The organism is Rhizobium redzepovicii, from assembly GCF_019793435.1.
Taxonomy (GTDB): Bacteria; Pseudomonadota; Alphaproteobacteria; order Rhizobiales; family Rhizobiaceae; genus Rhizobium; species Rhizobium redzepovicii.
Window position 1 is genome coordinate 37535 of sequence record NZ_JAILYH010000023.1, and the last position, 25974, is coordinate 63508.

Annotated in this window: 20 protein-coding genes; 12 read left to right on the plus strand and 8 right to left on the minus strand. The window is 58.3% G+C overall.

Going from position 1 to position 25974, the window contains the following annotated elements; all coding sequences use genetic code 11:
* The 4 genes from K6N12_RS29035 to K6N12_RS29050 all read left to right on the plus strand — a co-directional run bounded on the left by K6N12_RS29035 (position 1) and on the right by K6N12_RS29050 (position 7201).
* Positions 1-510 (plus strand): hypothetical protein, encoded by a 510-nt coding sequence (locus K6N12_RS29035; RefSeq protein ID WP_222149044.1) that lies wholly within the window; start codon positions 1-3, stop codon positions 508-510.
* A complete protein-coding gene (gene drmA, locus K6N12_RS29040; RefSeq protein ID WP_222149045.1) occupies positions 510-4043 on the plus strand; it encodes a DISARM system helicase DrmA in 3534 nt (1177 codons plus the stop codon). The genes K6N12_RS29035 and drmA overlap by 1 nt, the downstream gene beginning before the upstream one ends.
* A gap of 11 nt (positions 4044-4054) precedes the next feature.
* Positions 4055-5926, plus strand: a complete 1872-nt coding sequence (gene drmB / locus K6N12_RS29045) for a DUF1998 domain-containing protein (protein ID WP_222149046.1) — start codon at positions 4055-4057, stop codon at positions 5924-5926.
* A gap of 102 nt (positions 5927-6028) precedes the next feature.
* Complete coding sequence (locus tag K6N12_RS29050; protein WP_222149047.1) at positions 6029-7201, plus strand: hypothetical protein; 1173 nt, start codon at positions 6029-6031, stop codon at positions 7199-7201.
* A gap of 35 nt (positions 7202-7236) precedes the next feature.
* On the opposite strand, the gene K6N12_RS29055 is transcribed toward K6N12_RS29050, so the two are convergent.
* Both K6N12_RS29055 and K6N12_RS29060 read right to left on the minus strand, forming a co-directional pair.
* Positions 7237-7665 (minus strand): hypothetical protein, encoded by a 429-nt coding sequence (locus tag K6N12_RS29055; protein ID WP_485064274.1) that lies wholly within the window; start codon positions 7663-7665, stop codon positions 7237-7239.
* Between the two features lie 294 nt (positions 7666-7959).
* The gene (locus tag K6N12_RS29060; RefSeq protein WP_222149049.1) at positions 7960-8463 is read right to left on the minus strand and encodes a hypothetical protein; all 504 of its coding nucleotides are present in this window, start codon (positions 8461-8463) and stop codon (positions 7960-7962) included.
* Between the two features lie 832 nt (positions 8464-9295).
* Here K6N12_RS29060 and K6N12_RS29065 point away from each other — a divergent pair.
* The 5 genes from K6N12_RS29065 (at position 9296) to K6N12_RS29085 (ending at position 16432) form a co-directional block, all read left to right on the plus strand.
* Positions 9296-9502, plus strand: coding sequence for a hypothetical protein (locus K6N12_RS29065; RefSeq protein ID WP_222149050.1), 207 nt, complete (start codon positions 9296-9298; stop codon positions 9500-9502).
* Between the two features lie 177 nt (positions 9503-9679).
* Positions 9680-11338 carry a hypothetical protein gene (locus K6N12_RS29070; protein WP_222149051.1) on the plus strand — a complete coding sequence of 553 codons (1659 nt, stop codon included), beginning with the start codon at positions 9680-9682 and terminating at the stop codon, positions 11336-11338.
* Between the two features lie 54 nt (positions 11339-11392).
* Entirely contained in the window at positions 11393-14356 is a 2964-nt protein-coding gene (locus tag K6N12_RS29075) for a VPA1269 family protein (protein WP_222149052.1), read from the plus strand.
* Positions 14353-15027 (plus strand): hypothetical protein, encoded by a 675-nt coding sequence (locus K6N12_RS29080; protein ID WP_222149053.1) that lies wholly within the window; start codon positions 14353-14355, stop codon positions 15025-15027. The genes K6N12_RS29075 and K6N12_RS29080 overlap by 4 nt, the downstream gene beginning before the upstream one ends.
* Positions 15028-15517: 490 nt before the next feature.
* Positions 15518-16432, plus strand: a complete 915-nt coding sequence (locus K6N12_RS29085) for a three-Cys-motif partner protein TcmP (RefSeq protein WP_222149054.1) — start codon at positions 15518-15520, stop codon at positions 16430-16432.
* Here the strand turns inward: K6N12_RS29085 and K6N12_RS29090 are convergent.
* Entirely contained in the window at positions 16387-17136 is a 750-nt protein-coding gene (locus K6N12_RS29090; protein WP_222149055.1) for a DUF5131 family protein, read from the minus strand. The genes K6N12_RS29085 and K6N12_RS29090 overlap by 46 nt on opposite strands.
* Positions 17137-17467: 331 nt before the next feature.
* On the opposite strand from K6N12_RS29090, the gene K6N12_RS29095 reads away from it, so the two are divergent.
* Positions 17468-18550, plus strand: coding sequence for a HEPN-associated N-terminal domain-containing protein (locus K6N12_RS29095; RefSeq protein ID WP_281424330.1), 1083 nt, complete (start codon positions 17468-17470; stop codon positions 18548-18550).
* Positions 18551-18597: 47 nt separating this feature from the next.
* Here K6N12_RS29095 and K6N12_RS29100 read toward each other — a convergent pair whose 3' ends face one another.
* Both K6N12_RS29100 and K6N12_RS29105 read right to left on the minus strand, forming a co-directional pair.
* Positions 18598-18777, minus strand: coding sequence for a hypothetical protein (locus K6N12_RS29100; RefSeq protein ID WP_222149057.1), 180 nt, complete (start codon positions 18775-18777; stop codon positions 18598-18600).
* A 741-nt stretch (positions 18778-19518) separates the two neighbouring features.
* Complete coding sequence (locus tag K6N12_RS29105) at positions 19519-20682, minus strand: M20 aminoacylase family protein (RefSeq protein WP_097629623.1); 1164 nt, start codon at positions 20680-20682, stop codon at positions 19519-19521.
* 187 nt (positions 20683-20869) lie between these two features.
* On the opposite strand from K6N12_RS29105, the gene K6N12_RS29110 reads away from it, so the two are divergent.
* Together K6N12_RS29110 and K6N12_RS29115 are read left to right on the plus strand one after the other, a co-directional pair.
* Positions 20870-22003, plus strand: coding sequence for a D-alanyl-D-alanine carboxypeptidase family protein (locus tag K6N12_RS29110; protein WP_097629624.1), 1134 nt, complete (start codon positions 20870-20872; stop codon positions 22001-22003).
* Between the two features lie 24 nt (positions 22004-22027).
* Positions 22028-23197, plus strand: coding sequence for a CobW family GTP-binding protein (locus K6N12_RS29115; RefSeq protein WP_097629625.1), 1170 nt, complete (start codon positions 22028-22030; stop codon positions 23195-23197).
* Here K6N12_RS29115 and K6N12_RS29120 read toward each other — a convergent pair.
* The 3 genes from K6N12_RS29120 to K6N12_RS29130 form a co-directional block, all read right to left on the minus strand.
* A complete protein-coding gene (locus K6N12_RS29120; RefSeq protein WP_012559148.1) occupies positions 23194-23418 on the minus strand; it encodes a sulfurtransferase TusA family protein in 225 nt (74 codons plus the stop codon). The two genes, K6N12_RS29115 and K6N12_RS29120, sit on opposite strands and share 4 nt — an antisense overlap.
* Positions 23419-23423: 5 nt before the next feature.
* Positions 23424-24656: a L,D-transpeptidase family protein gene (locus tag K6N12_RS29125; protein WP_222149058.1), complete on the minus strand. Its 1233-nt coding sequence runs from the start codon at positions 24654-24656 to the stop codon at positions 23424-23426.
* 332 nt (positions 24657-24988) lie between these two features.
* Positions 24989-25942 (minus strand): acetyl-CoA carboxylase carboxyltransferase subunit alpha, encoded by a 954-nt coding sequence (locus tag K6N12_RS29130; RefSeq protein WP_097629628.1) that lies wholly within the window; start codon positions 25940-25942, stop codon positions 24989-24991.
* Between the last annotated feature and the right edge of the window lie 32 nt (positions 25943-25974).

Consider the following 25974-nt stretch of genomic DNA (forward strand, 5'->3'; position numbering starts at 1 on the left):
ATGGCTCGACACCATGGCCCTGTTCTCGTTGACACCAACGTCATCATCGAGTGCTGGCGTGTCTCGGCGTGGAAAGCGCTTTGTGGGGGCTACGCGGTCGAGACGGTTGGCGACTGTTTTGTCGAGACGCAGACCGGTTTCCAGAAACGTCGACCCGAAGAGCAGATTGATAGCGATGTACTGGCGAAGACACTCAAGGCCGTCCACGCCGTTCAGGATATTGACCATGCCGAGGCGGTGACCAGAGACCTTTCAATCGCGCACCTCGACGCTGGCGAACGTGCTCTCTGGGCGCATGCGATCCGTAGGAAGGACGCCTGGGTATTGTGCGGTCCGGACAAAGCCAGCCTCCGGATCGGCATTCGCCTTGGTCTCCGCGAGCGTCTGGTGTCGCTCGAGCGGCTACTCGGTGATGTCGGCTTCAAGCCCAAGTTCGACCTCAAGTCATCATATACACAAAAGTGGCTTGATCAGGCGCTGGCGCAACTTGCGCAGCTGGAGGGGAAGTAATGTCGAACAATACGACCACGACACCGTTGCAAGATGCGCTAAGCATCCTCCCCAAGCCGACATCCCCCGTTGAAGTTCGTGAACGCTTGATGAACCTGCTGCGCCGTGATCTGGTTGGAGCGCATCCTGACCTCGATCCTGATCTCGATCGGGAAATTATTTCCGGCACGAGCCCCTCAACCTGGTATCTCACCGGTTTTCTCGCCCCCCGCCGCAAGGATAGCCGTGAACGCCGCGCCGAGAAAATTCTCGGAAATGGCGCTGCCGACGACGAAAAGGCAGAAGCCCAGCTCGACGCCCTGCGCTCGGCCGAGGGTATGGAACTGGGCGCTCCTGGCTCGGGCAGCGCCGTCGACGACGGCGCGAGCGAGCGGCCGCCGATGCGTTCCTTTGTTCCCTCTTCACTAGGTCTGACAGTGCTGCTGCCGCGCTCGGCGAAGACGCTTCAAGCGCGCGTTACGTGGGGCGACTACGTTACCGAACCGCCGCTCGACAAAGCCGTGTTTTTGCCCGACGAGAGAGAAAAGGCCGTTCAGGCAGGCGAGCAGCCGAAGGAGCCGCCAAAGAGTTCACTCGATTGGCGCAGAATTCCGCGCGAGGAACGCCTGACCATCGATCTGGCAACATTGCAGGAGGGGATTCCCCAGCGCATCGTGGTGCCCGAGAGCGCAGCCCCGCAGGTGCCAGGGGGCGGGCTCGAACTGGTGGTTACCGTTCGGCCGGCCCAGACGGCAGGCATCGATGGCATCCGGGACGATGTTCTGGCAGTCTCCGTTTTTCTGGTGAACGCCCGCCCGGAAACATATCGCCGCTTCGGAGACATCGCCTTCTGCTTCCAGGCTCGCCTCGAACTGCATACCGTCGATGGTTTTGCGCCTCGCGACGACCGCGCATCGTATAATGCCAGCGATTTCGATGAGCGCCTTGCCGATCTCCATTACCGTGATGTCTGCTCCTTTGCCGTTGGCCACAACACCTCAGCCGATTGGTGCGTGCTCGACGAGCGTGGTCGGATCGTGACCGTATTCACCAATCCTATCCCCGTCCAAGAGGTGGAAAAGCTTGGTGCCGACATTCCCGTTCCCGCTGTGGAGCGGAGCATGGACGAACTGGAGAAGGCCGCGGCTGATGTCGCCAGTCTGAAAGCCGCACTTTCCGCCCTGCCGGTCGAATATGCCAAATGGGCCATCGAGCAGGATGGGTTGATTGCCGACGTCTCGGGAGCACGCCGCCAACACGTCGCGCGCGACTGCCTTGTGAGAATCCGCGAGGCCTGCCGCCGCATCGAAGGCGGGATCGATCGTCTGGTGAATGACCCGACGAGCCGCGAGGCCTTCCGTATCATGAACAAGGTCATGGCGCGGGCGAACCGACAGCGGGCTGCGGCCGACAACAAGAAGCCGCTGTCAGAGCAACGCGCACCGACATGGCGCTTGTTCCAGCTAGCCTTCATCCTTCTCAACCTCGACGGCTTGGCTGACCCCGGCCATGACGATCGGCCGATTGTCGATCTCCTGTTCTTCCCGACCGGTGGCGGCAAGACAGAAGCCTATTTGGGGCTCGCGGCCTTCGCCATTGCCCGCCGCCGTCTGGCCAATCCGGGCCTGGAGGGTGCGGGGCTGTCGGTCGTGATGCGCTACACGCTGCGGCTTCTGACGCTCGACCAGCTGCAACGTGCGGCAGGTCTCGTCTGCGCGCTCGAGCTCGAGCGGAAAAGCAATCCTGAACTCGGGACCTGGCCCATCGAGATCGGTCTCTGGGTAGGGGGAGGCGCGACCCCCAACGCGCTCGGCGACGCCAGGAACAAGAACCCAAGCACTGCCGTTGCCTGGTTGGCGGAACACCGCAGCCGAAACGGGCCGGCACCGGCCCCGATGAAGAACTGCCCTTGGTGTGGTGAGCGCTTCAACAAGAACAGTTTCCAGATTCATCCAAACCTGACCAAGCCAGAACGCCTGGACATTCGCTGCGACAATCTGCATTGCGAATTTTCAGGCGCTGACCGTCTACCGATAGTGGTGGTCGATGATGAGATTTATCGTCGTCTGCCAGCCTTCATGATCGCGACTGTCGATAAGTTTGCCAGCGTCCCCTGGGAAGGTCGCGCAGGCGCATTCTTCGGCCACGTCACCCGCTCGGATTATTCAGGGTTCTACGGTGCCGGTGAAGCAGATGGCACCCGCATGTCGCGGGAACTGCGCCCCATCGACCTGATCATCCAGGACGAACTGCATTTGATCTCCGGACCACTCGGCACCATCGCCGGCCTTTACGAGACGGCATTCGATCTGCTCGCCTCACGCCAGATCAACGGCGAGCGTCGTGGCCCGAAGATCGTTGCGTCCACGGCAACCGTTCGGCGGGCGGAAACCCAGATCAAGAACCTATTCGGCCGCTCGAAGACGGCGATCTTCCCGCCGCCCGGCATCAGCCGCCACGACTCCTTCTTTGCGAAGGTCGACCGGGAATCGCCATCGCGCTTCTATGCCGGCATTGCATCGCCAGGCCGTGGCCCGAAACTGGTTTACCTGCGGGCGCTGCAGACGATCCTTTCCGGTGCCGCAGCCCTTTCGACAGGGAACGACAACGATCCTGCCGACCCCTACCTGACGGCTCTCTGCTACTTCAACGCCCTTCGAGAGCTCGGAGGCGCACGGCGTATCGTCGAGGATGAGGTGCGGGCGCATCTGACCAGCTACGGCAGCAGCCGTGTCCGCAAACAACCGAGTGGACAGCCGTTCGCCGATAGGACATTGCGTGAAGTCCAGGAGCTGACTTCGCGTTACAGCACCGACCAGGTATCGGAGGCACGCACGCGGCTAGGCTATCCGGTGCTAGAGAAGAACGCTGTCGATGTAGCCTTGGCGACCAACATGATTTCTGTCGGTCTGGATATCGGCCGCCTTGGTCTGATGGTTGTGCAAGGTCAGCCGAAAACGGCTGCCGAATATATTCAGGCGACGTCTCGCGTCGGCCGTGAAGCCTCCAAGCCCGGGCTCGTCATCACACTTCTCAACATCCACAAGCCGCGAGACCGAACGCATTACGAACAGTTCCGCGCATTCCACATGAGCTTCTACCGCGCCGTCGAGGCCACAAGCGTCACTCCGTTCTCTCCTCGGGCATTGGACCGGGCACTTGCAGCAACACTCGTTGCCGCCGCGCGCCATGTGGAGCCTGACCTCAGCCAGAACGACTTTGTCACGCGGATGGGGGACAACCCCGCTGCCTATACGGCTGTTCGCAAGATAGTCGAAGAAAAGATGGCGACCGCGAACGTCGAGCAGGAACTGGTCAACCGGTGCCTTGCCCGGCTTGATGAGTTGCGCGACGCGTGGATATCAATAGCTGACAGACAGACGGAAAACGGGGATCGCTTCGTCTACGCGAAAGCGGAGCCGGTGCAGCGCCTGTTGCAAGACACCTTGGGCCTACGCGGAAACAACTTCTTCGTCGCTGCTCGATCCATGCGCGATACCGAACCGGTCGCACTGCTGAAAATCAGAAGGCCTGACGGCCGCTTGTTCGAGTAGCGAGAAGAACCATGGCAGACATCACACAAAGCTTCAGCCAATTGCTCCTGACTTACGGGCCAGGCGCTATGCTCGACCTCCCGGATCAGGCCGTGATCGTGTCGGGGCTGCAGGGTTGGCGCTATGGTCCAAACATGAAGACCGTGGCGGAGGATCGCCTGATTGCTCTTCTTCGTGATCAGCTGGGGGACAAGCTGAGCCCCACCTTCTCAGGCCTCCGTCAGCCACCGGAGCAGGACGAGGAGCGACGCGATGACCGCGCTCCTGGGGTAGAGGTATTGCTTTTTCCGAGCTGGTTTACCGTCGACGAAGATGGGGATGCGTCCGGTGGCGGCGGGGATCAAACCTCTGCTGCCCTCGAGAAGCGCCGACGAATGGTGGAGTTCGACCACTTGACGGCCACCAAGGGCGGCAAGCTCTCCTACAAAGATGATCGGGGCAAGCGCCGGGAAGTGAACCCGATCCGTTTCGTGGCCGCCTGCACGAAGGGGCACCTGCAGGACATCGGTTGGCGATACCTGGCTCATCGCAATGGCGATCAAACGTGTAGAAAGCCAATGTACTGGGTTGAGCGCGGTGTAAGCTCTGACCCGTCGGACATCTCGGTCCGCTGCACATGCGGTGCCATGTTGACCATGGCCGACCTCTACAAGCCGAAGTTCTTGGGCACCTGCCGATCAGAGAGCCCTTGGCTCCAGCCGCAAAGGCTGCATGACGAGGAATGTGGCATTGACCTACGTTTGCTGCCGCGATCCGCGACCAACACGTATTTTGCCCAGACCGTTACAGTGATCTCGCTGACGAACTCGGATGATCGCGTCCGCCAAACGGTTCAGGAGCATCGACCAACCATCGATTCAATTCGGCCGTTGCCGAATTTCATCGATATCCTGCGTAGTTTGCCCCATACCAAGGATGCGTTCGCGGAGTTTTCAGACGAAGAAATTTTGCGCGCACTCGACGAAGAGACTGGGGATGCGAGGACTTCCGCTAATCCCAGGATCGCAGAGTTTGACATCTTGGCGTCCGGCACTCGTTTCATCGGACATGACGGCCCGTCGTCTCATCTTTTCGCGGAAACATTGCCGTTGGACGAACTGCGTCTGGATCAGCCGTGGCGAGATTTCCTGGCGGGGGTCGTCAAGGTTCATCGGCTTCGGGAAGTAACTTGTCTATATGGTTTCACGCGCCTCGAGCCACCGCCAACGGCCGCCGAAAGCGAGCTGGATGAAATTCAGCTCGCAGTTGACGGTGCCGATCTAGCTAGGAACGTCGAATGGCTCCCGGCCATCGAGCAGTTCGGCGAAGGTATCTTTCTCCACGTCAATCCGGAGCATCTGAATCGTTGGCGAAGCCAACCCGCGGTGGACGATCGGATGCGTGTGTTGAGAGAGGGGGAATCTCGTGAGGCCGAGAGGTTCGGTCGACCTCCTTCGCATTTAGGAATAGCCTACTGGGCGCTACATTCGCTTTCCCACGCACTGATGTCCGAGCTTTCATTGGAATGCGGCTATCCACTCTCGTCCTTGAAAGAGCGTGTCTATTCCAGCGGTGCCGGCCAAGCGGATCGATATGGATTGCTAATTTACACATCGACGGCCGGCGGACAGGGAACGCTCGGCGGGCTGAGTGGTATGGCTCACCGCGTGGGCGAATTGCTGACCCGAGCGATGAAACGCCTTGAGCTATGCTCCAACGATCCGATTTGCGCGGAGCATACACCCAACGGCGATCATGATGATCGCCATCTTCATGGCGCTGCCTGTCACGCCTGCCTTCTTATCCCTGAGACGTCGTGCGAGGCTCGGAATACGAGGCTCGACCGGGGTCTGCTTGTGCCGACGGTGGTTGCTTCCAATTATGCGTGTTTCGAAATCCTATAGGGGTAATGTGGGCGCGATTTATCCGCACGTCGACTAAAGTTTGTAGGCCGTTTCGAAGGTCGTCATTTCAACATTCGCGATTGCTATTCCCGGATCAATCAAATGAAAAAATCAATCAAATTAGCAATCAATGCATTTCCCTCTGTGCCCGCGAAGTTGCAGCGGCACGATGATGTGACCAAGCCTGTGACTGAGCTCAGCGTTGATCTCGCGGACCTATATCTCCATCATTTCTTTGACAAGTGGGAGAGGATTCCGCCAAATCCAGACCCGGTGCACTTCGATCATGTTCGTTACTTGATGCCGACACCAGATTTTCGGTTTCAACGGAATGGATTAGGGGCCTCCACAACGTCTCGCGGCAACACGTCAAACGAACTTGGGCACGCATTTTGTCGCTGGTTTTTGGCAGAGAAGCTCGACATTACCTATATCGCCCACCTCGAACACGTACGCGACCATGGCACATTAACATCCAGGGGCGGCGTTTCCGTTCAAACTGACTACACCACGAAAGGTGACGCTCCAGACTATTTCTGCGCCGATGGTGGCGGGGCCGTGTCCCTCGCAGAAGCAAAGGGGACGAGCCGCGCAGTCGGTTTCAAAAGCGCGGATTTTAAAAAGTGGCGAAACCAGTTTAAGAGAGTGAAGGTGCTTGACGCCGCTGGGAAGCTGTTGCGGGTTAAGGGCTACATAGTGGCAACACGTTGGGCCACAGAGCAAAATAGTCCCGCGGTTTACACGAAGTTGTCTGCTGAAGACCCTGAAACGGTCGGTGACCGAGAGTTTCGCGATGAAGACGGCCGCGTGGCGGTAGCGGTCAAAGCCGTCCATTACGGATCGACGTTTTTGAAGCTTGGTCAACCCCTCATTGCTGCGGCCTTAATAAGCGGATTTTTGCTGCCAAGCGATCTCGAGTTCCAGTTTGCTGTGTGGGAATGCCTTCACCCTGCGCTGGCTAGCGTAAGGTTTGTGGGCGGCTATTTCCCCACCGACACAAGGGCAGTTCAACCGTATTTCGATTTCGGCGGGAAACCGGTGATATCTCCCCCAAATCTGCTGAGGCTTGATGTAAGTGGGGGGACTTTTTTCGGAGTCGAGGAGCAAACCGCGCGATCCCTGATAAAAGCGGCAAAAACGGACTTCATAAACCTCGCGGGCCTGCGCCCTCTTGATCGATGGCAGGGGGAGGTCAATGGAATGAGCTTTCTTCGAGACGGACACATAATAGGACCTGTAGACATCTTTAGGCCCGTCGCGATCATCTCGGTGTAGGACAATACTGAGTATGCTGGTCCGGCTTCGGGCTACTAAAGACTGTCGGTAACAAAATCTCGGATATCCTTCACCGAGGCGACATAGCCTTCAACCGTCCCTTTGCGCAGTGACTGGGTTCCGTGATTTCCTTGGCCCCCGATCACTTCGTTTCGATCAGCCTTGTGGACGATGTTATGGCGACGCGCGATCATCTCGTGCAGTTTTCCGAAATTCCTGGCTTCAACTGCTTCTGGTGCTATGCCGCATTGCTTGAGGGCAGTTTTCACCTCGCCAAGATCATTGAAACTCTGGTACCTGTCCAAGTAACTTTTGACGACCTCTGTGATCACATCATCGACCAATCGCCCTTTTGATGATGCAAGTTCACCGAGCGAGATTTTTTGAATTCCCCGCTTACTGCCATTTGGAAACATATAGTTGTTCAGAACCTCTGGCGGATACGTGTCGATTTTCCAGACCATAAGCGACCTCAAATAGTCTTCGAGCCCCGCGTGGAGAAGGACTAGCGCACCGCGTAGTATGTCGGTGTCTTGAACGCGACGTCGGCCCGGTTTCTCCGGGCCGTATAGAGAGACGAGATTTTCTACGCGGGTTAGGTTCTCGTTGAGTAGATCGGTTATCGGGCCCAGCATAACTTACGGTTTTTCCAGCTAAAAAGATGCATTCTCACGAGGGCATTTTGTCAACCACGACGATATATAAGAGAGGCCGACCAAAACCTGCAACTGAGACCGAACAAGACATTTATGATCCGGTCACTCGTTCGTGTCGTCCGCGGGGGAGTGGGAATGCCCGAGCAGGAAATAGCCTCCGTTGTTGCCGAAGATGTCCTTGGCACCCCCAAGCACCTTGCTGGCGATATAATGTTCGGGGTTGCTGTTGCGGAGTTGCAAACCGCGTGCCCGCATTTCAGTCCAGAGCTCGTCACGTCGAATCGGCCTGTTGTCCCGGTCCTTTAGAATCGCTATGGCCAAATCGATGACGTACTGGCGCTGGGACGTACCTGCTTGATCGCGGGCAGGTCGGCGTTGCTCGTTTATGGACCTCGGCGATTTTGCGAGAGACACACCGCCACTACGTGGGGGCACGTTGCCTTTTGCGGCTGAGAGGATGTAGCGCTTGGATTCCTCCGCTCGCTGTATCTCGTGCTCGACCCGCTCGAGTTCAGTCTCGATGCGATCACGCTCATTCCGCAAACGCTGAATGTCCAAGTCGATGTTGCGGAGTACATCCTCAAGAGTGCCTTGCGCGTTCGACATTCCATCTCCTCGCCGCAGCCGATTCTGGCTACGAAAATCGGTCGTTCAGGATGCAGTTAACACGGCCACTGAGGCTTTGCCACCGCGGCGGCGACGTACTCACCTGATTTCTGTGGGCACATAATCTCGGACCTATTTGCATTCCGGGGTGCGTGTCGCCCGCAAATCCGTGTCCATTTCATCGTGTGTACACGTCAATCGCTTGCTTGAATGGGTACGTTAAGCTGCTACTGTGCCCACGCGACGATTCGTCCATAAACGCAAAGCGGCACGTGCGCTAACACGTGCCGCCGATGTCATCCGAATCCCTTCCACCAAGAAAGGAGCGAATATGTAGATTTCTATCCCGGCGTTTTTCCCCCTGCAACAGTGAACCGGTTTCAGTCCGCGTCAGCGGTGTTGAAAACCTGTATCCTGGGTTTTGGATAGCGATTTCGAGTGCCCTGGGCCAGTTCCAGGGGACAAATCGTGTGTCGCGATATTTCAGCAGGGGCAATCTTCGAATCACTTCGCTGCGTGCGCGGTCGTCTTTGTGCGGCCGCGCACGCCATGACAACGGACGTCTTCGTCCTGTAGCAAGGTTCCAAGATGAAAGCTGTACGCGCACTTCCAAATGCGTGCCAGGCAGTGAGGCGTACCCTCGATGCGAAAACAACACGGGAAGTGCGCTGACGTACACGTGGCGGCGCACTCCTGTTTGCCGCGTCCGGAGATCGTTCACACCGGTTGGAGGTGTTTCTTATGTCCTCCGGTGCTGCGCAGCCCTTGACCCCAAAATTCGTCGCAAGAACGCGCACACGGCAATCTGCGCGTGGTAAGAATGGAGAGAAACATGACGCGACCAAAATTTTTTCCGATACCTTTGGAACTGTACCTCAAGTTGAAACACGAAACGACGTTTCGCACTCCCACCACGTATTTGATCAATGGGGAGGCCGTGACCGAGTGGTATTTGGCCGATTGCCCGCCCGGGGAGGTGTCGCCGCCTCAGGATGAACCGGACGACATAGCGGACCTGATAACCCGCAACGGCTTCTGACCTTTCCGCCCGCTTGGACCCAATCGCAGTTCGAGCCGCGGCCAAATCCAGTCGTAACACAGCACCGACGCGCGCGAGACCTCGCGGCGTATCGAAGCGGTGCGTTTTGAGGAAGCTAACATGCTCCTAATGGACGAGATCACGCCAAGCTGCTGTGTGGCCAGGAGACAATAAACAGTGGCATCCCAATCCAACGCACACAAATCTGGACGTCAAAAGCTCAACTCGTACCGGCGCAACAAGGCACGCGGGTTGAATTTCGTCGTTTGCCGCCAGCCGATGATGCGCTCAGGGCTTCTGAGAAGCTGGCATCGACTTTTCTTGATAGGGAAGTCTGAGGACGGCTCCGTCGTGGCCCATCCCATGGAGATCATAGATCGGTACTTCGACGATCACCCGAAAATGTCGAAGCAGCACAGAAAGGAGACCTGCCAGGTATTCGGCCTCCTGATTGACCATACCGTCGCGATTCTTCCGTCGTTGACTGCCGCTCAACTCAACGGGGACGCGCTGCCCCTGGAGAATGTCCTCTTCCGATCGTTCGCCGTCGCGCTTGCCTACGGAACCATTTCGTTCCGTGACGACGGCGTACCGATTGAGGAGAAAGGGCTGTTCTGGAGGAGCCGTAGCGCCCGGCGGGCTTTCCGGCTTCTCTCGGTCCTCGACACATTCTTCGACCACTTGGCGAAGATGGGCGTCACACCCGAATGGCTGGAGCGATACAAAGGCACGACCAGCTCATCGGAGGCATTCAGGGCCACGGCTCACCTTGCCATCCGCCGCTCGAAATCACTGCTCGCCCATCTCAAGCAATATATGGATGGCGAGGATGGCAAGCCACCACACCCTTTCACCGGCGTTGTTCGTTCTCCCGGCAGGTCGACGCCAAAGACGTACTCTTTCCCTGCGAAGTGGGTTCCCGCGTTCCTGATGGAAGGTTTCACGAACGAACGGGGCGAGACGGACGAGACGGCTCAGCTGATCGCGTTCTTCCTGTTCTACGGCGGGCTGCGGACTAGCGAGTCGTTCCATTTGTTTTGCTCGGACGTCCAGTTCGTCGGGCAGACGCCGGCGGTGTACCTCCACCACCCGGAGGAAGGACTGCTGCAGTACGGCGCGGAATTGATCACCCGAAAAGATTATTTGCAGCACTTCCAGCGGACCTCGCGGACGATGCACGACGGCCGAGACGAGGCAGGCTGGAAGAGTGTCCGCAACGACGACGAGGGCGACCCTATCTATTGGCTTCCCGTCGGCGGGCTAAAAGACATGTTGGGTAAGCACCTGAAGACGTACCTGCGTGTCATTCGTCCGGCGTTGATGATGCGGCGACCTGCGCGATTAGGAGACCACCCTTTTCTCTTTGTTAGCTCGGGGCGTACGGGAACCGTAAACGGGGGCGACGTAGGCGACCTTTATACTCCCGCCGCGTTTCGGTCGGCTTGGAAGGCCGCCGTGAAGCGGATTGCTCGTAGATATCCGGAATCTGGTTTGAAGTACGGAAAACGCTTCGGAACGTCTCCGCACGGCGCTCGCCATTTCTATGGCAGGTTCCTACGAACGCTTGGGATCAGCGGTGACATCATTCAGGTATGCATGCACCATAAGCACCCTGACAGCCACTTGCGCTACGTCGAGCTCTCGCCAGACGAGGTCAACGCGATCCTCAAGAAAGCGGCCGCCAACGACAACGACCCATCCGTTTCCATTCAAAATCCGATCGCCGCAGCACGGAAAGATTTCGAGGCCGATTTCCATGGGGAAACCTACGGCGTCCGGTCATCTTCCGGGGGGGGCCGTCATTCGGGTCGGGGATGGTGGTCGCGCGCCCGCTGATTGAGCAACAAAAGTGCCGCGGAACGCCGATCGGCCCGCAATCCAGGAGTCAAAATGCTTGTGTTCGAAACGGACGAAGGTCCGGTCCACTTCAACAACACCCCAAATCCGCAAAGCGTCGCGAAGGGAGGCAGGATTGGGCGGTCGGTGAAGGCGGCCTGCAAGATGTTGGAGGAGCTGCAACACCATATTCCTATCGACGACACCATCAAAAGCGCGATGGACTTGATTTTGGACTCGAACGTTATTCTCTCTGCGTGGTGGTTTTACGGCAAGGAGAGTGCTGTTCACAAAGAGGTCTGCCGCTATTTCGTGATGGAGACCACCTTTGGCTTTGACCTCTACGAAAGGCTGGACGCGGTCGGATCGTTTAGCTTTCTGGAGAAGCTCAAGCCCTCTGCGCGACGTCACGCCGATGGCGCGATTATGCGGCTGTTGGCACCTTTCGTCATCTCCTCCGCCGGAGTGGACTCCGTGGACAGTGCGCCGCTGGAATTTATCAATTCGGTAGTGGACACCTATCGGACTGATGACGGGCGTCATTGGAGAAGGGAGGTCTTTGGATCGTCAGAAATCGTGACGCAATGCGCAAAGAACGTCATCACCGGTCTCTATAAAATCTACGGTGACCGCGACCTTCTGATAAAATCGAGCGTAGGTCGGCGTGCGGGGGCGGCCGTTGGTTCCAAGATTTGGGACCAACTCCGCACCTCAACCGATCCTTTAGACCAAGAAGTTGTGGCACTTGCCGATGTCGCCCTCCTCAAAACGACGATTCCACCAAAAGGTATCCAGCAGGCATGTTACGACATTCTTTCGTGGTTGCGGTCTGGATACCCCGGAATGTCTCTCCTTGACGTTCTGACCTCGAAAGCACGACCTGTTTCCTTCACCGAATTCTTGAAGCAGCGGAACGGGAGCATAACGAACTACGTCATAGCCCAATCCACATACGTTAAGCGACTTCTTGATCATTTCACCGGCCAAATGGTCGATAAAAACCCAGTGCTGATGGTCTATCCGCTGATTTCCGAAGCCGAAATGGCCTTGACTAAAGCGGCTGGTCCACCGGCTAACAAAAAGCCTAGCCATTCCAAAGCGCGACCCTTGCCCATCAAGCTGTTCGCTCTCGTTCGCGAAATTCTATCGGAAGGCGAGGGCGGATGGCCTGGGCAATCCGGCCACTTCAACGTCGAACTCATGATCGATGGCAAACCGCAGACTATATTTTGCCCGGTTATTCCAACGCTCCTCTTATGCGCAACGCATTTGCCACTGCGGATCGGTCAATGGCGCAGATTGGACAGTGGGGAAGGCGACAGAGTCCAGTTCAACTCCGACACGGGTCAATGGGAGGATAACCCAGGTCACCTAGCAGGATTCTGGGCCGCGGAAGAAGACGGAACCGACGTGCCTACCCATGGATACGCCCACCGGTTCGAGGAAAGCACTACCACAGGCATTTTCGTAAACACCAACAAGACCGGTTCGCCATACGTACTGCCCTGGCAGCACGAGTTCATTCTCGGAAGGCTTTGGGCTCTCCGACAGTGGCAGCAGGAATACAACCCGATTGACGATGCTATCGGTCCCGATGAGTATCTGGACACGCCGGACAGAACGCCTGAGCGCACAAAGCGCGGCATGCCTCGAATCCACGCGCTCTTCAGGCTGTTTCCAACGTCGGATCGGCCGTTCAAAGGTAGAATTGTCACAGCGTCGGAAGTAGGCCACGCTTGGCAACATGTCATGGCGGAGGCCCAGCGCCGCTGGAACGAACGCGAACCGTCCAATCAGATTGACATCATAAAAATCAACTCCACCACGGGACAGCCATGGGGTTGTATCTACAATCTCCACGGGCTGCGGGTACGCGGATTGACCGACCTCTACCGCGCCCGCGTCCCCATGGAAATCCTGAGCAAGCTAGTGGCCGGGCATGCCACGTTTATGATGACCAGATATTACCTCGAGTGGGACCCGGACAAGGTCCATCAAATGTTGGAGGCAGGAGCGATCGAAGCCGCCGCCCAGCATCAGCGAGAGCTAATTGATGGTCTGAAGTCGTGGAACTACGAGCAGGCTCGCAAGAGGACGGTGGCCCTTGAAGCCGCCGCGATCGAAGAGGCAGTCCTGTCGCCCTCGAAACTGGAATATTGCAACGTCGATATCGGAATGTGCCCGTTCGATTGCACTCGGTGCTGGGACGGCGGTCCCATCGATCGGAAAGAAACTGTAAAGAACGGTCCTGACAAGCATACCTACAAATCTGTGCCAACGCGGAATTGCGTCATTTGCCGACATTTCGTGACGGGACCGGAGTGGATGAACCAGCTTGAATGGTACGGTTCGAAGCTGTGTGAGCAACGTCAGCATCTTGCGTTGGTCGAGCGGGAGTGCAACGCAAAGGCAGACGAATTGCGCGCCCAGCTCGATAGTGGCGCGATCGCGAAGGCTGAGTATCTGCAGAAGTACGACGCATTGCAATCCGAGTTGATACCCGTACTCGAAGAGCAGGAATTAGTTCAGCAGGGCATTTTCAACACCGAAGTTCTACTGGCCGCATGTGCGAAGCTCCTTGACGAAATGAAGCCGGGTGACGCACCCGCACTCATAGTATACGACCGGGAGCGGGTCACCGAGTTTGTCGAAGTCGATCATTTCGAATTCTCGCTCTTCATGTCGGCCGCCGCGAGACATTATCCGATCCTTGGCAATCCGCGTATTCGCAACGAGCTCACCAATCATCTGAACCGGATAGCTTTCGCCGGCGGCATTGTTCCCCCCGAACTCGATTTCAAGTCCACTGAAGCGCAGAGGCGGAAATCTGCGGACCTTCTTGCCGACCTCATGGTGAGGCGCACCACGGCATTGCAACGCAAACAATTGGTCGATGGAAGTTCCCGGCTTCAAGATTTCGGTATTCGCACCGAGATGCAGGCGCTTGTCTCGAGCGTAATGGACGAGTCATTTAGTCTGGACCGGCGGGAATCCTTGCTGCTGGAGGCCCAAGCATGACATCGCGTATCGCGGATATCATCAAGGTCGCCGACAAGAAATGTCTCGCCCTGACGGAGCAGGAACCTGAGGCGAATACGATCTCTCACCGCAACATGCGGATGTTGTGGACCATATGCCAAGGCTTGGTAGGTCGCCCTAAACCGCTCAAGCCGACAGTCCCTCTGATCATCGAGGAAGGCATCGCGAAATATGGCGAGGACGTCTTTCCGATGACCAGCACCATCTACAACGACTACCCGGACATTCCCCGAATTTGGCGGGAGGCTTACGTGTCGATCAGGAATATGCAATCGGTGGACCCGATGGCGAGGAAAGACTTGGACAAAGTCGACACGTCCATCATGAGCGAAGGGGACCGCTACAACTTCCTGGAAATTCGACGGCTGTTGGAGGAAACCGAACAACAGAATGCTGCCATGCGTGCGATCGTTCGCCGGAAAGGCCCGGATGAGGAATCCCCCAGGCTCGACGCTATTGTAGACGGCCTAAACATCTGGGTGGCTCGTATGGACCGACTTGGTTTCGGTCTGGATGAAGTGAGCCTGCATGTAACAGGCAGGACGCGTCCGGGGACGATCATCATGGACGCCGATCTGTTCAAGGACATAAAGAATTTCGTCGATGAACAGTTGCAGGCCCGGAAATTGCGGCGTTCGACAGACGGCTGACGGAGCGATTGAGGTGGAGATGGTCAAGGTATCACCGACGCTGTGGCGGCGTTGAGGGCCGTCGACCGAGTTGTGACATTGGTAGAGCCCGTGACGTTACCAAAGGTTTCCCTCGCTCATGAGCTGGAGGATGAAGATTAGCCGCTGGTCTGCAAGAAGCGAACAGCACCACGCAATTTAGACAAATGTTTTGGTAGGGAGGAGGAGCCCGAGCAATGCACCCATGGTCATGCCCTTTTCTTCGCGATGCGTTCAGGCCCATTGAGGAACCGGCGTCAGTAACACCTGGTTCAGTCTTCTCGTTTAGGTCACCTTCACAAGGTAGGTGGTGGAGGCGATCGAGGCCGACGGGCCAGGTGTCATCCTCCAATTTCCACTATCCGCGTCCATTCAAGGTTTTCCAAAGAAATAAGGGCAACGACGACGTGACCCTGAATCTACAACCTGTAATATAGGGTGCGCGAATCGAGGCAGAGGTTGCGAGAACCTGATGAAGTCGTTGAACGATCACGAGTTTGGTGGGCAGCATACTGAGATAAAGCTTGAAATTGTCGAAAAATACCTCAAGGCATATTCCATTGCCTTGCGCCACAAGTTCAACTCGCTGTGGTACATCGACGCCTTCGCCGGAACAGGTTCGCGGACTGTACGGATCGAGGCGAAGGATGGTGATCTCTTTGACGAGCCCGTTCCGGAGCGCGTCGAGAGCCGCAGAGGCTCGGCAAAAATCGCCTTGGACATTGAGCCGAAGTTCGACCGCCTGATCTTCATGGAACGAAAGCCCGCGCATTGCACGGCTCTGGAGATGCTCAAGTCGTCGCATCCTGATCGTGATATCCATGTTCTGAACGGCGATGCAAACGCCTTCATCCAAGCGAATATCAACCGAGTGAACTGGTCTTCTCGGCGAGCCATAATGTTTCTCGATCCATATGGAATGGAAGTCGCATGGGAAACGTTGCAGGCAATCGCCAGGACCAAGGCGATCGACGTTTGGTTCCTGTTTCCTCTATCAGGGCTTTACCGACAGGCCGCGCGGAACATCAGCGCTGTCGATGCAACCAAACGCAAGGTGTTGACCAACATGCTCGGTACCGACGAATGGGAGGCCGAGCTCTACAGTTCGGTGCCTCCGTCAACGGACCTCCTCGGTGCTCTCGATGCCCCAGAGGAACGCCAGCGAAATGCAGACGTGGCGGGCCTTGAAGCCTACGTTAAGCGACGGCTCGAAACGATTTTCCCATTGGTCGCCGACCCTTTTCCCCTACCACCACAACGGAAGCCGCAACGGTTTTCGCTGTTCTTCGCGGCGTCAAATCCATCGCCAAAGGCTATTGACTTAGCGAACCGGTTCGCGCGTCACATTATCGATGCCGGCATCTCGTCCCACGTACGACCGCGATAAGACCGGCCGGTCTTCTTTTTGTTGAAGCCGCCCCATTGCTTGAAGAAAAAAGCCGTGTCGGAGTCGGTGCAAAGGTCGAAGATTTCATCGATCCAGGCTGGGTCCATTGGCCGCGCGTTCGGGCCCGACTCGCCTCCGACAATTGCCCAGTGGATGCCTTCCAGGCTACCGCTCGCCACGGAGCCAATCAGTGGTTCGAAGGAAACGAAACGAATTGCTGCCGGGACTTCGCGCAGCTCATTGAGCCGGTGGATGACCTTGCCATCCTCCACGCTCGCTCCCAACCAGACATTCGGCAGAACGTTGAACCCGCTTCGGAGAACGGCTGCCATTCGGTCCGGCCTTTTGGTGAGGATTTGGTAGGTGTGGCGCGGGGTCTGTGCCATCACCGACCAGACCTTTCTGATGAATTCGACCGGCACGTTAGGGTGGAAAAGGTCCGACATCGAGTTCACAAATACATTCCGAGGCCGGGCCCAGCCCAGGGGAACCTGGAGAGCGGTCTCGTCGAGGAAGAGTGCGCCAGTCCATTTGGCGCGGCCGCCCGATTTGCGGGTTAGGCCCCGATACTTGTCTACGCCCATGGCTTCAAGCCGAGCGGCCATGCGCATGGCATAGCAGTTGGTGCAGCCGGAACTCATGATGGAGCAGCCCGCTACCGGGTTCCAAGTCGCGTCGGTCCATTCGATCGTCGTGTCGGCCATCAGGAGCTCCAAAGTTGCGGGCTATTGTATCATGTTTGGTAAAGAAAGCCCTAAGCTACAGCTCATCCAGCCGAGCGGGCGGAAAGCCCGATGTCGCCGTCCTGTGATCGAAGCTGCTTGTTCACATCGCGCAAAATCGTCATGTCTGATGCACGATGTCCTGGTGAACGTCAGGCTCGGAGGTATTAATTGACCGCAGTGCTTCTTGCCCGCCAGCTCTGCAAAACCTAAGAGCCTACAACCTGCCGTCTTGGCCATTTGGAAAGTAGTCGAACGATCTATGCCCACAAATGTCTGCTATCAATGCTTTGGCGACGATGACCTTCGCCAAATGATCCGGGGTTGCGCAGGACCGCGCGGGTGCGAGTTCTGCGGTCGCAAAGACGCGGCAACGATGCCGATAGACGACGTTACTGACTTCATACTCGAACGGATACAGGGCTCGTTTTCGAGAGCCGTGGACGAGTTACCGTATGACGGTCGGGAGGGTGGTTTCCAGGCCTGGAACATCGACAGTTGGGATATGATAGGTGAGAAGTTGGCAATCGAGCTTCCGCGCGATTGTTCCGGCCGTTTGTACCAGGCCCTGGTTGACGGCATCGGAGATGACCAATGGTGCGAATTCGATTGGCTGGCACTAGAGCCCGACGAAAGCCTCAGGTTCTCGTGGAACCAGTTCTGCGAGATTACCAAGCACCGCCGAAGGTTTTTCTTCCACGACATAAATAGGTCGACCGGTTACGAACCGGACCGGCGGTCTCCGCTTGAGTTCCTCACCGAGGTTTGCAACCACGCAGAAGGCCTTGGGCTGATCGTGGACAAGCCGATCGGGCTCACTCTTTACAGAGCGCGCGCCCGACAGTTCAGGCGACCCTTTCGGCTGGCCGCGGACCTTGGGCCACCGCCAGCGGAGTATGCAACACAATCAAACCGGATGAACCCTCCGGGTATTCCCATGTTCTATGGTGCGGATCGTCGCAAGCTTGCACTGGCGGAAATACGCGATTCCATGGCCTCCGTGGGGAGGTTCGGAACCACGCGAACAATCCGGATAATGGACTTGGCGTCATTGCCGCGTGTGCCCGGCTTCTTTTCCACGGCACCTCGGATCGACCGTCTGGTGCTGCGCTTCTTGCGCGCCTTCGCCGAACTGATCATTCAACCCGTAGAACGAGATAACCGCGTGAACGTGGATTACATCCCGACGCAGGTCTTCACCGAGTTTCTCCGCGATTTCGATTTTGAAGGAGGGAAGATCGATGGGCTTCGGTACCGGAGCGCCACTGGAGAGCGAGGAACAAACTATGTGCTATTCGCCGACCAGAGCGCAGTTGCCGATGCCGTCATTCCCGAATCTTGGGAAACCCTCGACTCGTGGCTCAGGCTGACGGGGGTTTCGCAGGTCAACATGTGACCTTCCACAGTCGAGCCAGACCGCTCCTGCTCCGACCATGAGATCAATCAAAGTATCGCAGCTGATACTTGAAAAGCAGCTCGGCGTTGGGTCGTGACCTTTTGCACCAGGACATGCGCGTACCCATAATCATTTCGGAAAATGACGATCTCACCTTCCGCAACGGCGTTGGTACGGTGGTTGTCCTCGAACCAGCCACCAGGGTCATCGACTTGATAGAATGACATGCAATGCTTCGCTACGGCGACATTGGAGCCGTAGGGCTGCGACCAAACGCGTGCAGGTAGATGTCCTACTCCGAACTTCAAAGGAAGTGGTGTCCACAAGAGGATTCGAACCTCCGACCCCAGGATTCATACCACTTCGGCTTTAACCGCCGCCCGAGAGCGTTCGTGGTCTGGACTGTCCCTTCACCATGGGCCGAGGCCTTTAGGTGCTACCCATCCAGTCTCTACACCTTCAACGGATTTCTCCGAAGCTTGGCTCGGGATTGGCATGCTGAGAGTACAGCGAAGCGTTCCCCGAATTTGAGTAGATCGACTACAACCTTTCAGAGTGTAGCCCCCAATTTATGCAACCAGGAATCCTGTGCTCTATCCTGCTGAGCTATGTGGACGAACCTTCGTTCAAGATGGTTCGTAACCCATGCTCTCCCGAAGATCAACACCCCAGCTGCAACAGCGATCTGCTTGAACGGGTGACTTCTCAAATTCGAAAATCAGCTACGCGAGACATCGTTCCGATTAGCTCTGCGGCAGGCTTTGCCCAGATTGCCGTGAACTGGCGTCCAATTTTCGTCATTAGGGGCGGCAGTAAATTTACTGGTGCGCCGATGACCTGCCCTGCTGGGGATTTCGCCCAACCAGTAAACTTCCACACTATGAAAGGTACTCTATCCTGCTGAGCTACGGGACCACTGGATGCCATGCATACAAAAGGCTTGGCGCGAAGCCAAGCCTTAATTCTTGTCAGACGCCCAGGCGTTGTTCGGCGAGGCGGACCCAGTAGGAGATGCCGTGGGCGATGGCTTCGTCGTTGAAGTCATAGGCCGGGTTGTGCAGGCCGGCGCTGTCGCCGTTGCCGATGAAGATGAAGGCGCCGGGGCGGGCGTTCAGCATGTAGGAGAAATCCTCGCCGCCCATCATCGGGTCGATCTCGGCATTGACGTTGCCCTCGCCGGCAATGGCGCTGGCGGTGGCGACCGCATGCTCGGTCTCGTCGGGGTGGTTGATGGTGACGGGGTAGTTGCGGTTGAAGCCGATCTCGGCCTCGGCGCCGTGAGCGGCGGAGATGCCCTCGACGATCTGCCGGAACCGCGTCTCGGCCAGCGTGCGCACTTCGGGATCGAGGGTGCGCACCGTGCCGGCGAAAGTCGCATCATTCGGGATGACGTTATGGGCGAAACCGGCATTGAACTTGGTCACCGAGACGACGACCGAGCTGATCGGATCGGCGGTGCGCGAGGCGATCATCTGCAGGTTGGCGACGATCTGGGCGCCGATGGCGATCGGGTCGATCGTCCGGTGCGGCTGGGCGGCGTGGCCGCCGCGGCCCTTGATGGTGACGGTGAATTCGTCGGTCGCCGCCATGATCGCGCCCTTGCGGGTGGCGAACTGGCCGACAGGCAGGCCCGGCAGATTGTGCATGCCGTAGACCTCTTCGATGCCGAAGCGCTCCATCATGCCGTCCTTGACCATCAGGTTGCCGCCGCCGCCGCCCTCTTCGGCGGGCTGGAAGATGACGGCGATATTGCCGTTGAAGTTGCGGGTTTCGGCCAGGTATTTCGCCGCGCCGAGCAGCATGGCCGTGTGGCCGTCATGGCCGCAAGCATGCATCTTGCCCGGCGTCTTCGAGGCCCAGGGCTTGCCTGATATTTCGGTCAGCGGCAGGGCGTCCATGTCGGCGCGCAGGCCGACGGTGCGGCGGCCTTCGCCCTTGCCCTTGATCAGGCCGACGACGCCGGTGCGGCCGATGCCGGTGACGATCTCGTCGACGCCGAATTCCTTGAGCTTTTCAGCGACGAAGGCGGCCGTATTCTCAACCGCGAAGAGCAGCTCGGGCCGGGCGTGAATATGACGGCGCCATTCGGCGACCTCGTCCTGCAATTCGGCGGCTCTGTTCAAAATCGGCATGTTGGCGTTCCTGTTATGAAATCCCGGCAATCGTTCATCGCATCACAAGGACGTGAGGCGGGGGGCGTGAGGCGGCTGAGGCGTGAGCCTGTGGAAATTACTTAGTCAATGACCTTTGCCATGTCATAGCCATATAGGCTAAATAGGGGAAGGTTTCGAGATTTTCCTGATATCCGAAGGACAAAGCGTGTCGACGAGCCACTTCCGTTTGTTTGCCGCCTTGCGGCCGCTGAGTTTCGCGGTCGCCGCGACGGCTGGTTTTCTTGCCTCCGTTCCGCTCGCTGCGGCCAATCCGCATATTCTCGTCGATGTGCAGACCGGCCGCGTGCTCGAGCATGAAGAAGCTTTCCGCAAATGGTATCCGGCCTCGCTCACCAAGCTGATGACCGTCTATACCGTGTTCGATGCGATCCGGGCCGGGCAGATCAGCCTCGATACGCCTGTCGTCATGAGCAAGCGCGCCGCCGCGCAACCGGCCGCCAAGATGTATTTCAAGCCGGGCCAGAAGCTGACGCTCGACAGCGCGCTGAAGATCCTGATGGTGAAATCGGCCAACGACATCGCCGTTGCGGTCGCCGAAGCCATCGGCGGCACGCAGGAAGGCTTCGTGACGCGGATGAACGGCGAGGCGCTGAAGCTCGGCATGACGGATTCGCATTTCGTCAATCCGAACGGCCTGCCGGGCAAGGGGCAATATACGACGGCGCGCGATCTTGCGGTGCTGACCGTGGCGCTGCGCCGCGATTTTCCGCAATATGCTAGCTATTTCGCGCTTGAGGGTTTCACCAACGGCCAGCAGAACGTGCCGAGCCTCAACATGCTGATCGGCCGCTTCGCCGGCGCCGACGGCATGAAGACCGGCTTCATCTGCGCCTCGGGCTTCAACCAGATCGGTTCGGCGACCCGCAACGGCCGCACCATCGTCTCGGTCGTGCTCGGCACCGACAGCCTTGCGGCGCGCGCCGATGCGACGGCGAACCTCTTGCAAAAGGGTTTCACCACCCAGTTCCCCGGCAATGAAACGCTCGGTTCGCTGCGGCCCTACGGGCAGGGACAGGACCAGGTAACCGATATCTCCGCCGACATCTGCAGCGCCAAGGGCGCCAAGATACGCAGCGAAACGCGCGACGAAGTCGGTCGCATGCGGGTGCAGTCGCCCTATATCCTGGAAATGGACCACGATCCGCGCTTCGTCTTTGCCGGCCTCATTCCCGGTCAGGATCCGCAGCCGGCTCAGCAGCCGGAAAAGGTGGCGACCGGCGATACGGCGGGAGGCATCGCCAACGTGCCGGTGCCGATGCCGCGCCCGACATCTTTCTAAGATCAGCTTCTAGGGTCAAACGACATGAGCGCGCTCAACGACAGGATTCCGGTCACCATCCTGACCGGCTTTCTCGGTGCCGGCAAATCGACGCTGCTCAACCGCATCCTCAAAGATCCCGCGATGAAGGATGCGGCCGTCATCATCAATGAATTCGGCGATGTCGGGATCGATCATCTCCTGGTCGAAAGCTCCGGCGATTCGATCATCGAACTGTCAGACGGCTGCCTCTGCTGCACCGTGCGCGGCGAGTTGGTCGACACGCTGGCAAACTTGATGGATGCCGTGCAGACGGGCCGGGTCAAGCCGGTGAAGCGTGTCATCATCGAGACGACGGGCCTTGCCGATCCCGCTCCGGTCATGCAGGCGATCATGGGCAATCCGGTCATCGCCCAAAATTTCGAACTCGACGGCGTCGTGACCGTGGTGGATGCAGTGAACGGGCTGCAGACGCTCGACAATCACGAGGAAGCCCGCAAGCAGGCGGCGGTCGCCGACCGGCTGATCGTCTCGAAGAAGGCGATGGCTGAGGCAACGGACAAGCTGGAACAGCGCCTGCGCGCGCTCAATCCGCGCGCCGCGATGATGGATGCCGACAGCACTGAGGCCGGCAGCGCCGCAGTGCTCGTCAACGGGCTCTACGATCCGGCGACGAAGATCGCCGATGTCGGCCGCTGGCTGCAGGACGAGGATGCGCACGAGGCGCATCACGACCACGGCCACGCGCACAACCATGGCGAGGATCACCACGGCCACCACCATCATGATCATGATGGCGATCACGCGCACCAGGACCCGCACGACGTCAACCGTCACGATGCCTCGATCCGCTCTTTCTCGATCATCGAGGAAAAGCCGATCGATCCGATGGCGCTCGACATGTTCATCGATCTGCTGCGCTCGGCCCATGGCGAGAAGCTGCTCAGAATGAAGGCGATCGTTTCCGTCTCCGACCGGCCGGATCGGCCGCTGGTGCTGCATGGCGTGCAGAGTATCTTCCATCCGCCGGTGCGGCTTGCCGCCTGGCCGGATCCCGGCGACCGGCGTACGCGCATGGTTCTGATCACCAAGGATCTGCCGGAAGCCTTCGTCAAGGATCTGTTCGACGCCTTCCTCGGCAAGCCGCGCATCGACATGCCGGATCGCGCGGCGCTATCCGACAATCCGCTGGCCATTCCAGGTATGAGGATTTAACCCTTTTTAATCAGGAAGCGGTGGCCGGTTTCGGTCTTTTCGGTCTCGACCAGCTCGTGGCCGTCCTCATTGCAGAAATGCGGCATGTCAATCACCGCCAGTGGATCGGTGGTGTCGACGCGGATGAGCGTGCCGCTTGCCATGGCGGCAAGCTTCTTGCGTGTCTTGATCACGGGGAAGGGGCATTTCAGGCCGCGGAGATCGTAGAGAACGGGGTTCAAGCCGTTCAGTTCCGCGCCCAGAATTTCCAGAACGGCTTCTTTGCCGCAGCTTCCGCGGTTTCCTGCTGTTCGGGCGCCGTAAAGGCCAGCGGGTTCTGCGTCGGCACCGGCACGACCGCAGGGGTGGCGGCGGCGACGGCCATTGGCTGCGCCTGCGGCTGGGCAGGGGCAACAGGCGTGGCGCCCGGCGCGGATTTGGCGGCGAGGCCCTGGGCGGTGCGCTTGGCCATCATGTCTTCGAGTTCGGCGACCTTGACCATGCGGCCGGCCTCCAGCGAGGTGCCGGTGGGGGCATAAGCGAGTTCGCGGCCCTTGCGCGTCTTGGCGACCACGGCCTTGCGCTCGGCTTCGGAGGGGTCGTACCAGGCCATGCCGTCGAATTTGCTCATCGCCTTGGCATAATCGGCATCATAGGTCTTGCCGTAGGAGGCAAGGGCGGCCGTCAAGGCCGGCGGCGTCGACATGGCAGGGCATTTGCCTGAGGCATTGAAGGCGCCGCCATCGGTTGCCTGCTGGTTGAAGACATATTTCTTCTCGCAGACGGCCACCTCGGGCGGGCGCTTCGTCACTTCGAAATTGTCGTAGCCGACCTTCAGCATCTTCCAGAAGTCGTAGCTTGGGTCGAGGCGATGCTTGACCATGTTTTCCGCCGTCATGCGGAAGGGGAAGGCCTGCAGTTGCACGGTCGCTTGGCCGCCCTTGAAGGCGTCGCGGGCAAAGGCGTAAATTTCCAGCACCTGCTGGTCGGTCATCGAATAGCAGCCGGAGGACGAGCAGGCGCCATGGATCATCAGATCGGAGCCGGTGCGGCCGTTCGCCGCGTCGTAGCGGTTCGGGAAGCCGGTGTTGATCGCCAGATAATATTTCGAGTTGGGGTTCAGGTTGGCGCGCGTCAGATCGTAAAAACCTTCCGGCGCCTGCCGGTCGCCGGTCTTTACCTTCGGGCCGAGACGGCCCGACCAGGCGCAGATCTTGTAGTCGGCGATCTTGTCGAAACGGTTGTCGGTCTTCGCCTTCCAGATCTCCATGGCACCTTCTTCCTTGAAGATGCGAATCATGATCGGCGAATTGCGGTCCATGCCCTTGGCCGACATGGCGGCAAGGATATGTGGCGGAAGCGGTTGCTCGACCTTGTTCTTGACCTTGGAGAGATCGACCTGCGCGGTTTCCAACGCGTCATTGCAGCCGGTCAGAGCCAGCGCCATGAGGGAAACATAGGCAAAATAACGTATGCGCATCCAAACTAGCCCATAAAGATAATGCGACCCGGTCCGCCTATGGAGTTCGGGCATCAGACGGAATCATAGGCGGCTTATACTTTACAAATCCTTACCAGCCTATGACGTGCCCTGAACATCCCCGCAAGCGCGATTGCTACAGATAATATCAATGTGGCCAAGATTTGGCCCCAATCGGTGAAAGCAAAACTTGTCTCGGACATGATGCCGAAAAGTCTCAGCGATTTCCGAAAGCGCGTCGCGATCTTTCAGATTCGCTTCCCGCGCTTCAGCTCTTTGTTTTTGCGCATGTCGTTGCCGCAAAACCGCTGCACACTTTTGCGCGACAGGCTTTAGAGATTGCGGCCGATATTGAGGAATTTCTGGCGGCGCTCGTTGCGTAGCTGTTCGCCGGAACGGGACGCCATTTCGCCGAGCGCATTGGCGATCATGTCGCCGGTTGCGGCGATGACGCTGTCGGGATCGCGATGCGCGCCGCCGAGCGGCTCGGAAATGATGCCGTCGATGACGCCGAGCGATTTCAGGTCTTCGGCGGTAATCTTCATATTGGTCGCCGCTTCCCGAGCGCGGGTGGAATCGCGCCAGAGGATGGAGGCGGCGCCTTCCGGCGAGATGACGCTGTAGATCGAATGCTCTAGCATATAGACCTTGTTGCCGGTGGCAATCGCGATGGCGCCGCCCGAGCCGCCTTCGCCGATGACGACGGAAACGAGCGGAACCTTGACGCCGAGACACATTTCCGTCGAGCGGGCGATCGCCTCGGCCTGGCCGCGCTCTTCGGCGCCGACACCGGGATAGGCGCCTGCCGTATCCACCAGCGAAATCACCGGCAGGCCGAAACGATCGGCCATTTCGAGGATGCGGATCGCCTTGCGGTAGCCTTCCGGCCGCGGGCTGCCGAAATTATGCTTCAGGCGGGTCTTGGTGTCGTTGCCCTTTTCCTGGCCGACGACGGCGACCGGCTGGCCGCGGAAGCGGGCAAGACCCGCCTGGATCGCGGCATCCTCGGAAAATTTGCGGTCCCCGGCGAGCGGCGTGAATTCCTGGAACAGCGTCTTGGCGTAGTCGACGAAATGCGGGCGCTGTGGATGGCGGGCGACCTGGGTCTTCTGCCAGGGATTGAGCTTGGAATAGATTTCGACGATCGCCTCGCGGACGCGAACCTCCAGCCTGCCGATTTCATCGGTGGTGTCGATGCTCTCGTCTTCCGTTGCGAGCTTCTTCAGCTCGATGATCTTGCCTTCGAGGTCGGAGATCGGCTTTTCGAAGTCGAGATAATTGTGCATGAGGTGCGTTTCCGTTCCTTGTGCCCGGGGCG

Coding starts and splice junctions, on each gene's coding strand:
- K6N12_RS29090 (WP_222149055.1), bottom strand. CDS start 17,136: ATGGCCGACACGACGATCGAATGGACCGACGCGACTTGGAACCCGGTA.
- drmA (WP_222149045.1), top strand. CDS start 510: ATGTCGAACAATACGACCACGACACCGTTGCAAGATGCGCTAAGCATC.
- K6N12_RS29080 (WP_222149053.1), top strand. CDS start 14,353: ATGACATCGCGTATCGCGGATATCATCAAGGTCGCCGACAAGAAATGT.
- K6N12_RS29115 (WP_097629625.1), top strand. CDS start 22,028: ATGAGCGCGCTCAACGACAGGATTCCGGTCACCATCCTGACCGGCTTT.
- K6N12_RS29105 (WP_097629623.1), bottom strand. CDS start 20,682: ATGCCGATTTTGAACAGAGCCGCCGAATTGCAGGACGAGGTCGCCGAA.
- K6N12_RS29060 (WP_222149049.1), bottom strand. CDS start 8,463: ATGTCGAACGCGCAAGGCACTCTTGAGGATGTACTCCGCAACATCGAC.
- K6N12_RS29075 (WP_222149052.1), top strand. CDS start 11,393: ATGCTTGTGTTCGAAACGGACGAAGGTCCGGTCCACTTCAACAACACC.
- K6N12_RS29035 (WP_222149044.1), top strand. CDS start 1: ATGGCTCGACACCATGGCCCTGTTCTCGTTGACACCAACGTCATCATC.
- K6N12_RS29100 (WP_222149057.1), bottom strand. CDS start 18,777: ATGTCATTCTATCAAGTCGATGACCCTGGTGGCTGGTTCGAGGACAAC.
- K6N12_RS29095 (WP_281424330.1), top strand. CDS start 17,468: ATGATCCGGGGTTGCGCAGGACCGCGCGGGTGCGAGTTCTGCGGTCGC.
- K6N12_RS29055 (WP_485064274.1), bottom strand. CDS start 7,665: ATGGTCTGGAAAATCGACACGTATCCGCCAGAGGTTCTGAACAACTAT.
- K6N12_RS29085 (WP_222149054.1), top strand. CDS start 15,518: ATGAAGTCGTTGAACGATCACGAGTTTGGTGGGCAGCATACTGAGATA.
- K6N12_RS29130 (WP_097629628.1), bottom strand. CDS start 25,942: ATGCACAATTATCTCGACTTCGAAAAGCCGATCTCCGACCTCGAAGGC.
- K6N12_RS29050 (WP_222149047.1), top strand. CDS start 6,029: ATGAAAAAATCAATCAAATTAGCAATCAATGCATTTCCCTCTGTGCCC.
- K6N12_RS29065 (WP_222149050.1), top strand. CDS start 9,296: ATGACGCGACCAAAATTTTTTCCGATACCTTTGGAACTGTACCTCAAG.
- K6N12_RS29125 (WP_222149058.1), bottom strand. CDS start 24,656: ATGCGCATACGTTATTTTGCCTATGTTTCCCTCATGGCGCTGGCTCTG.
- drmB (WP_222149046.1), top strand. CDS start 4,055: ATGGCAGACATCACACAAAGCTTCAGCCAATTGCTCCTGACTTACGGG.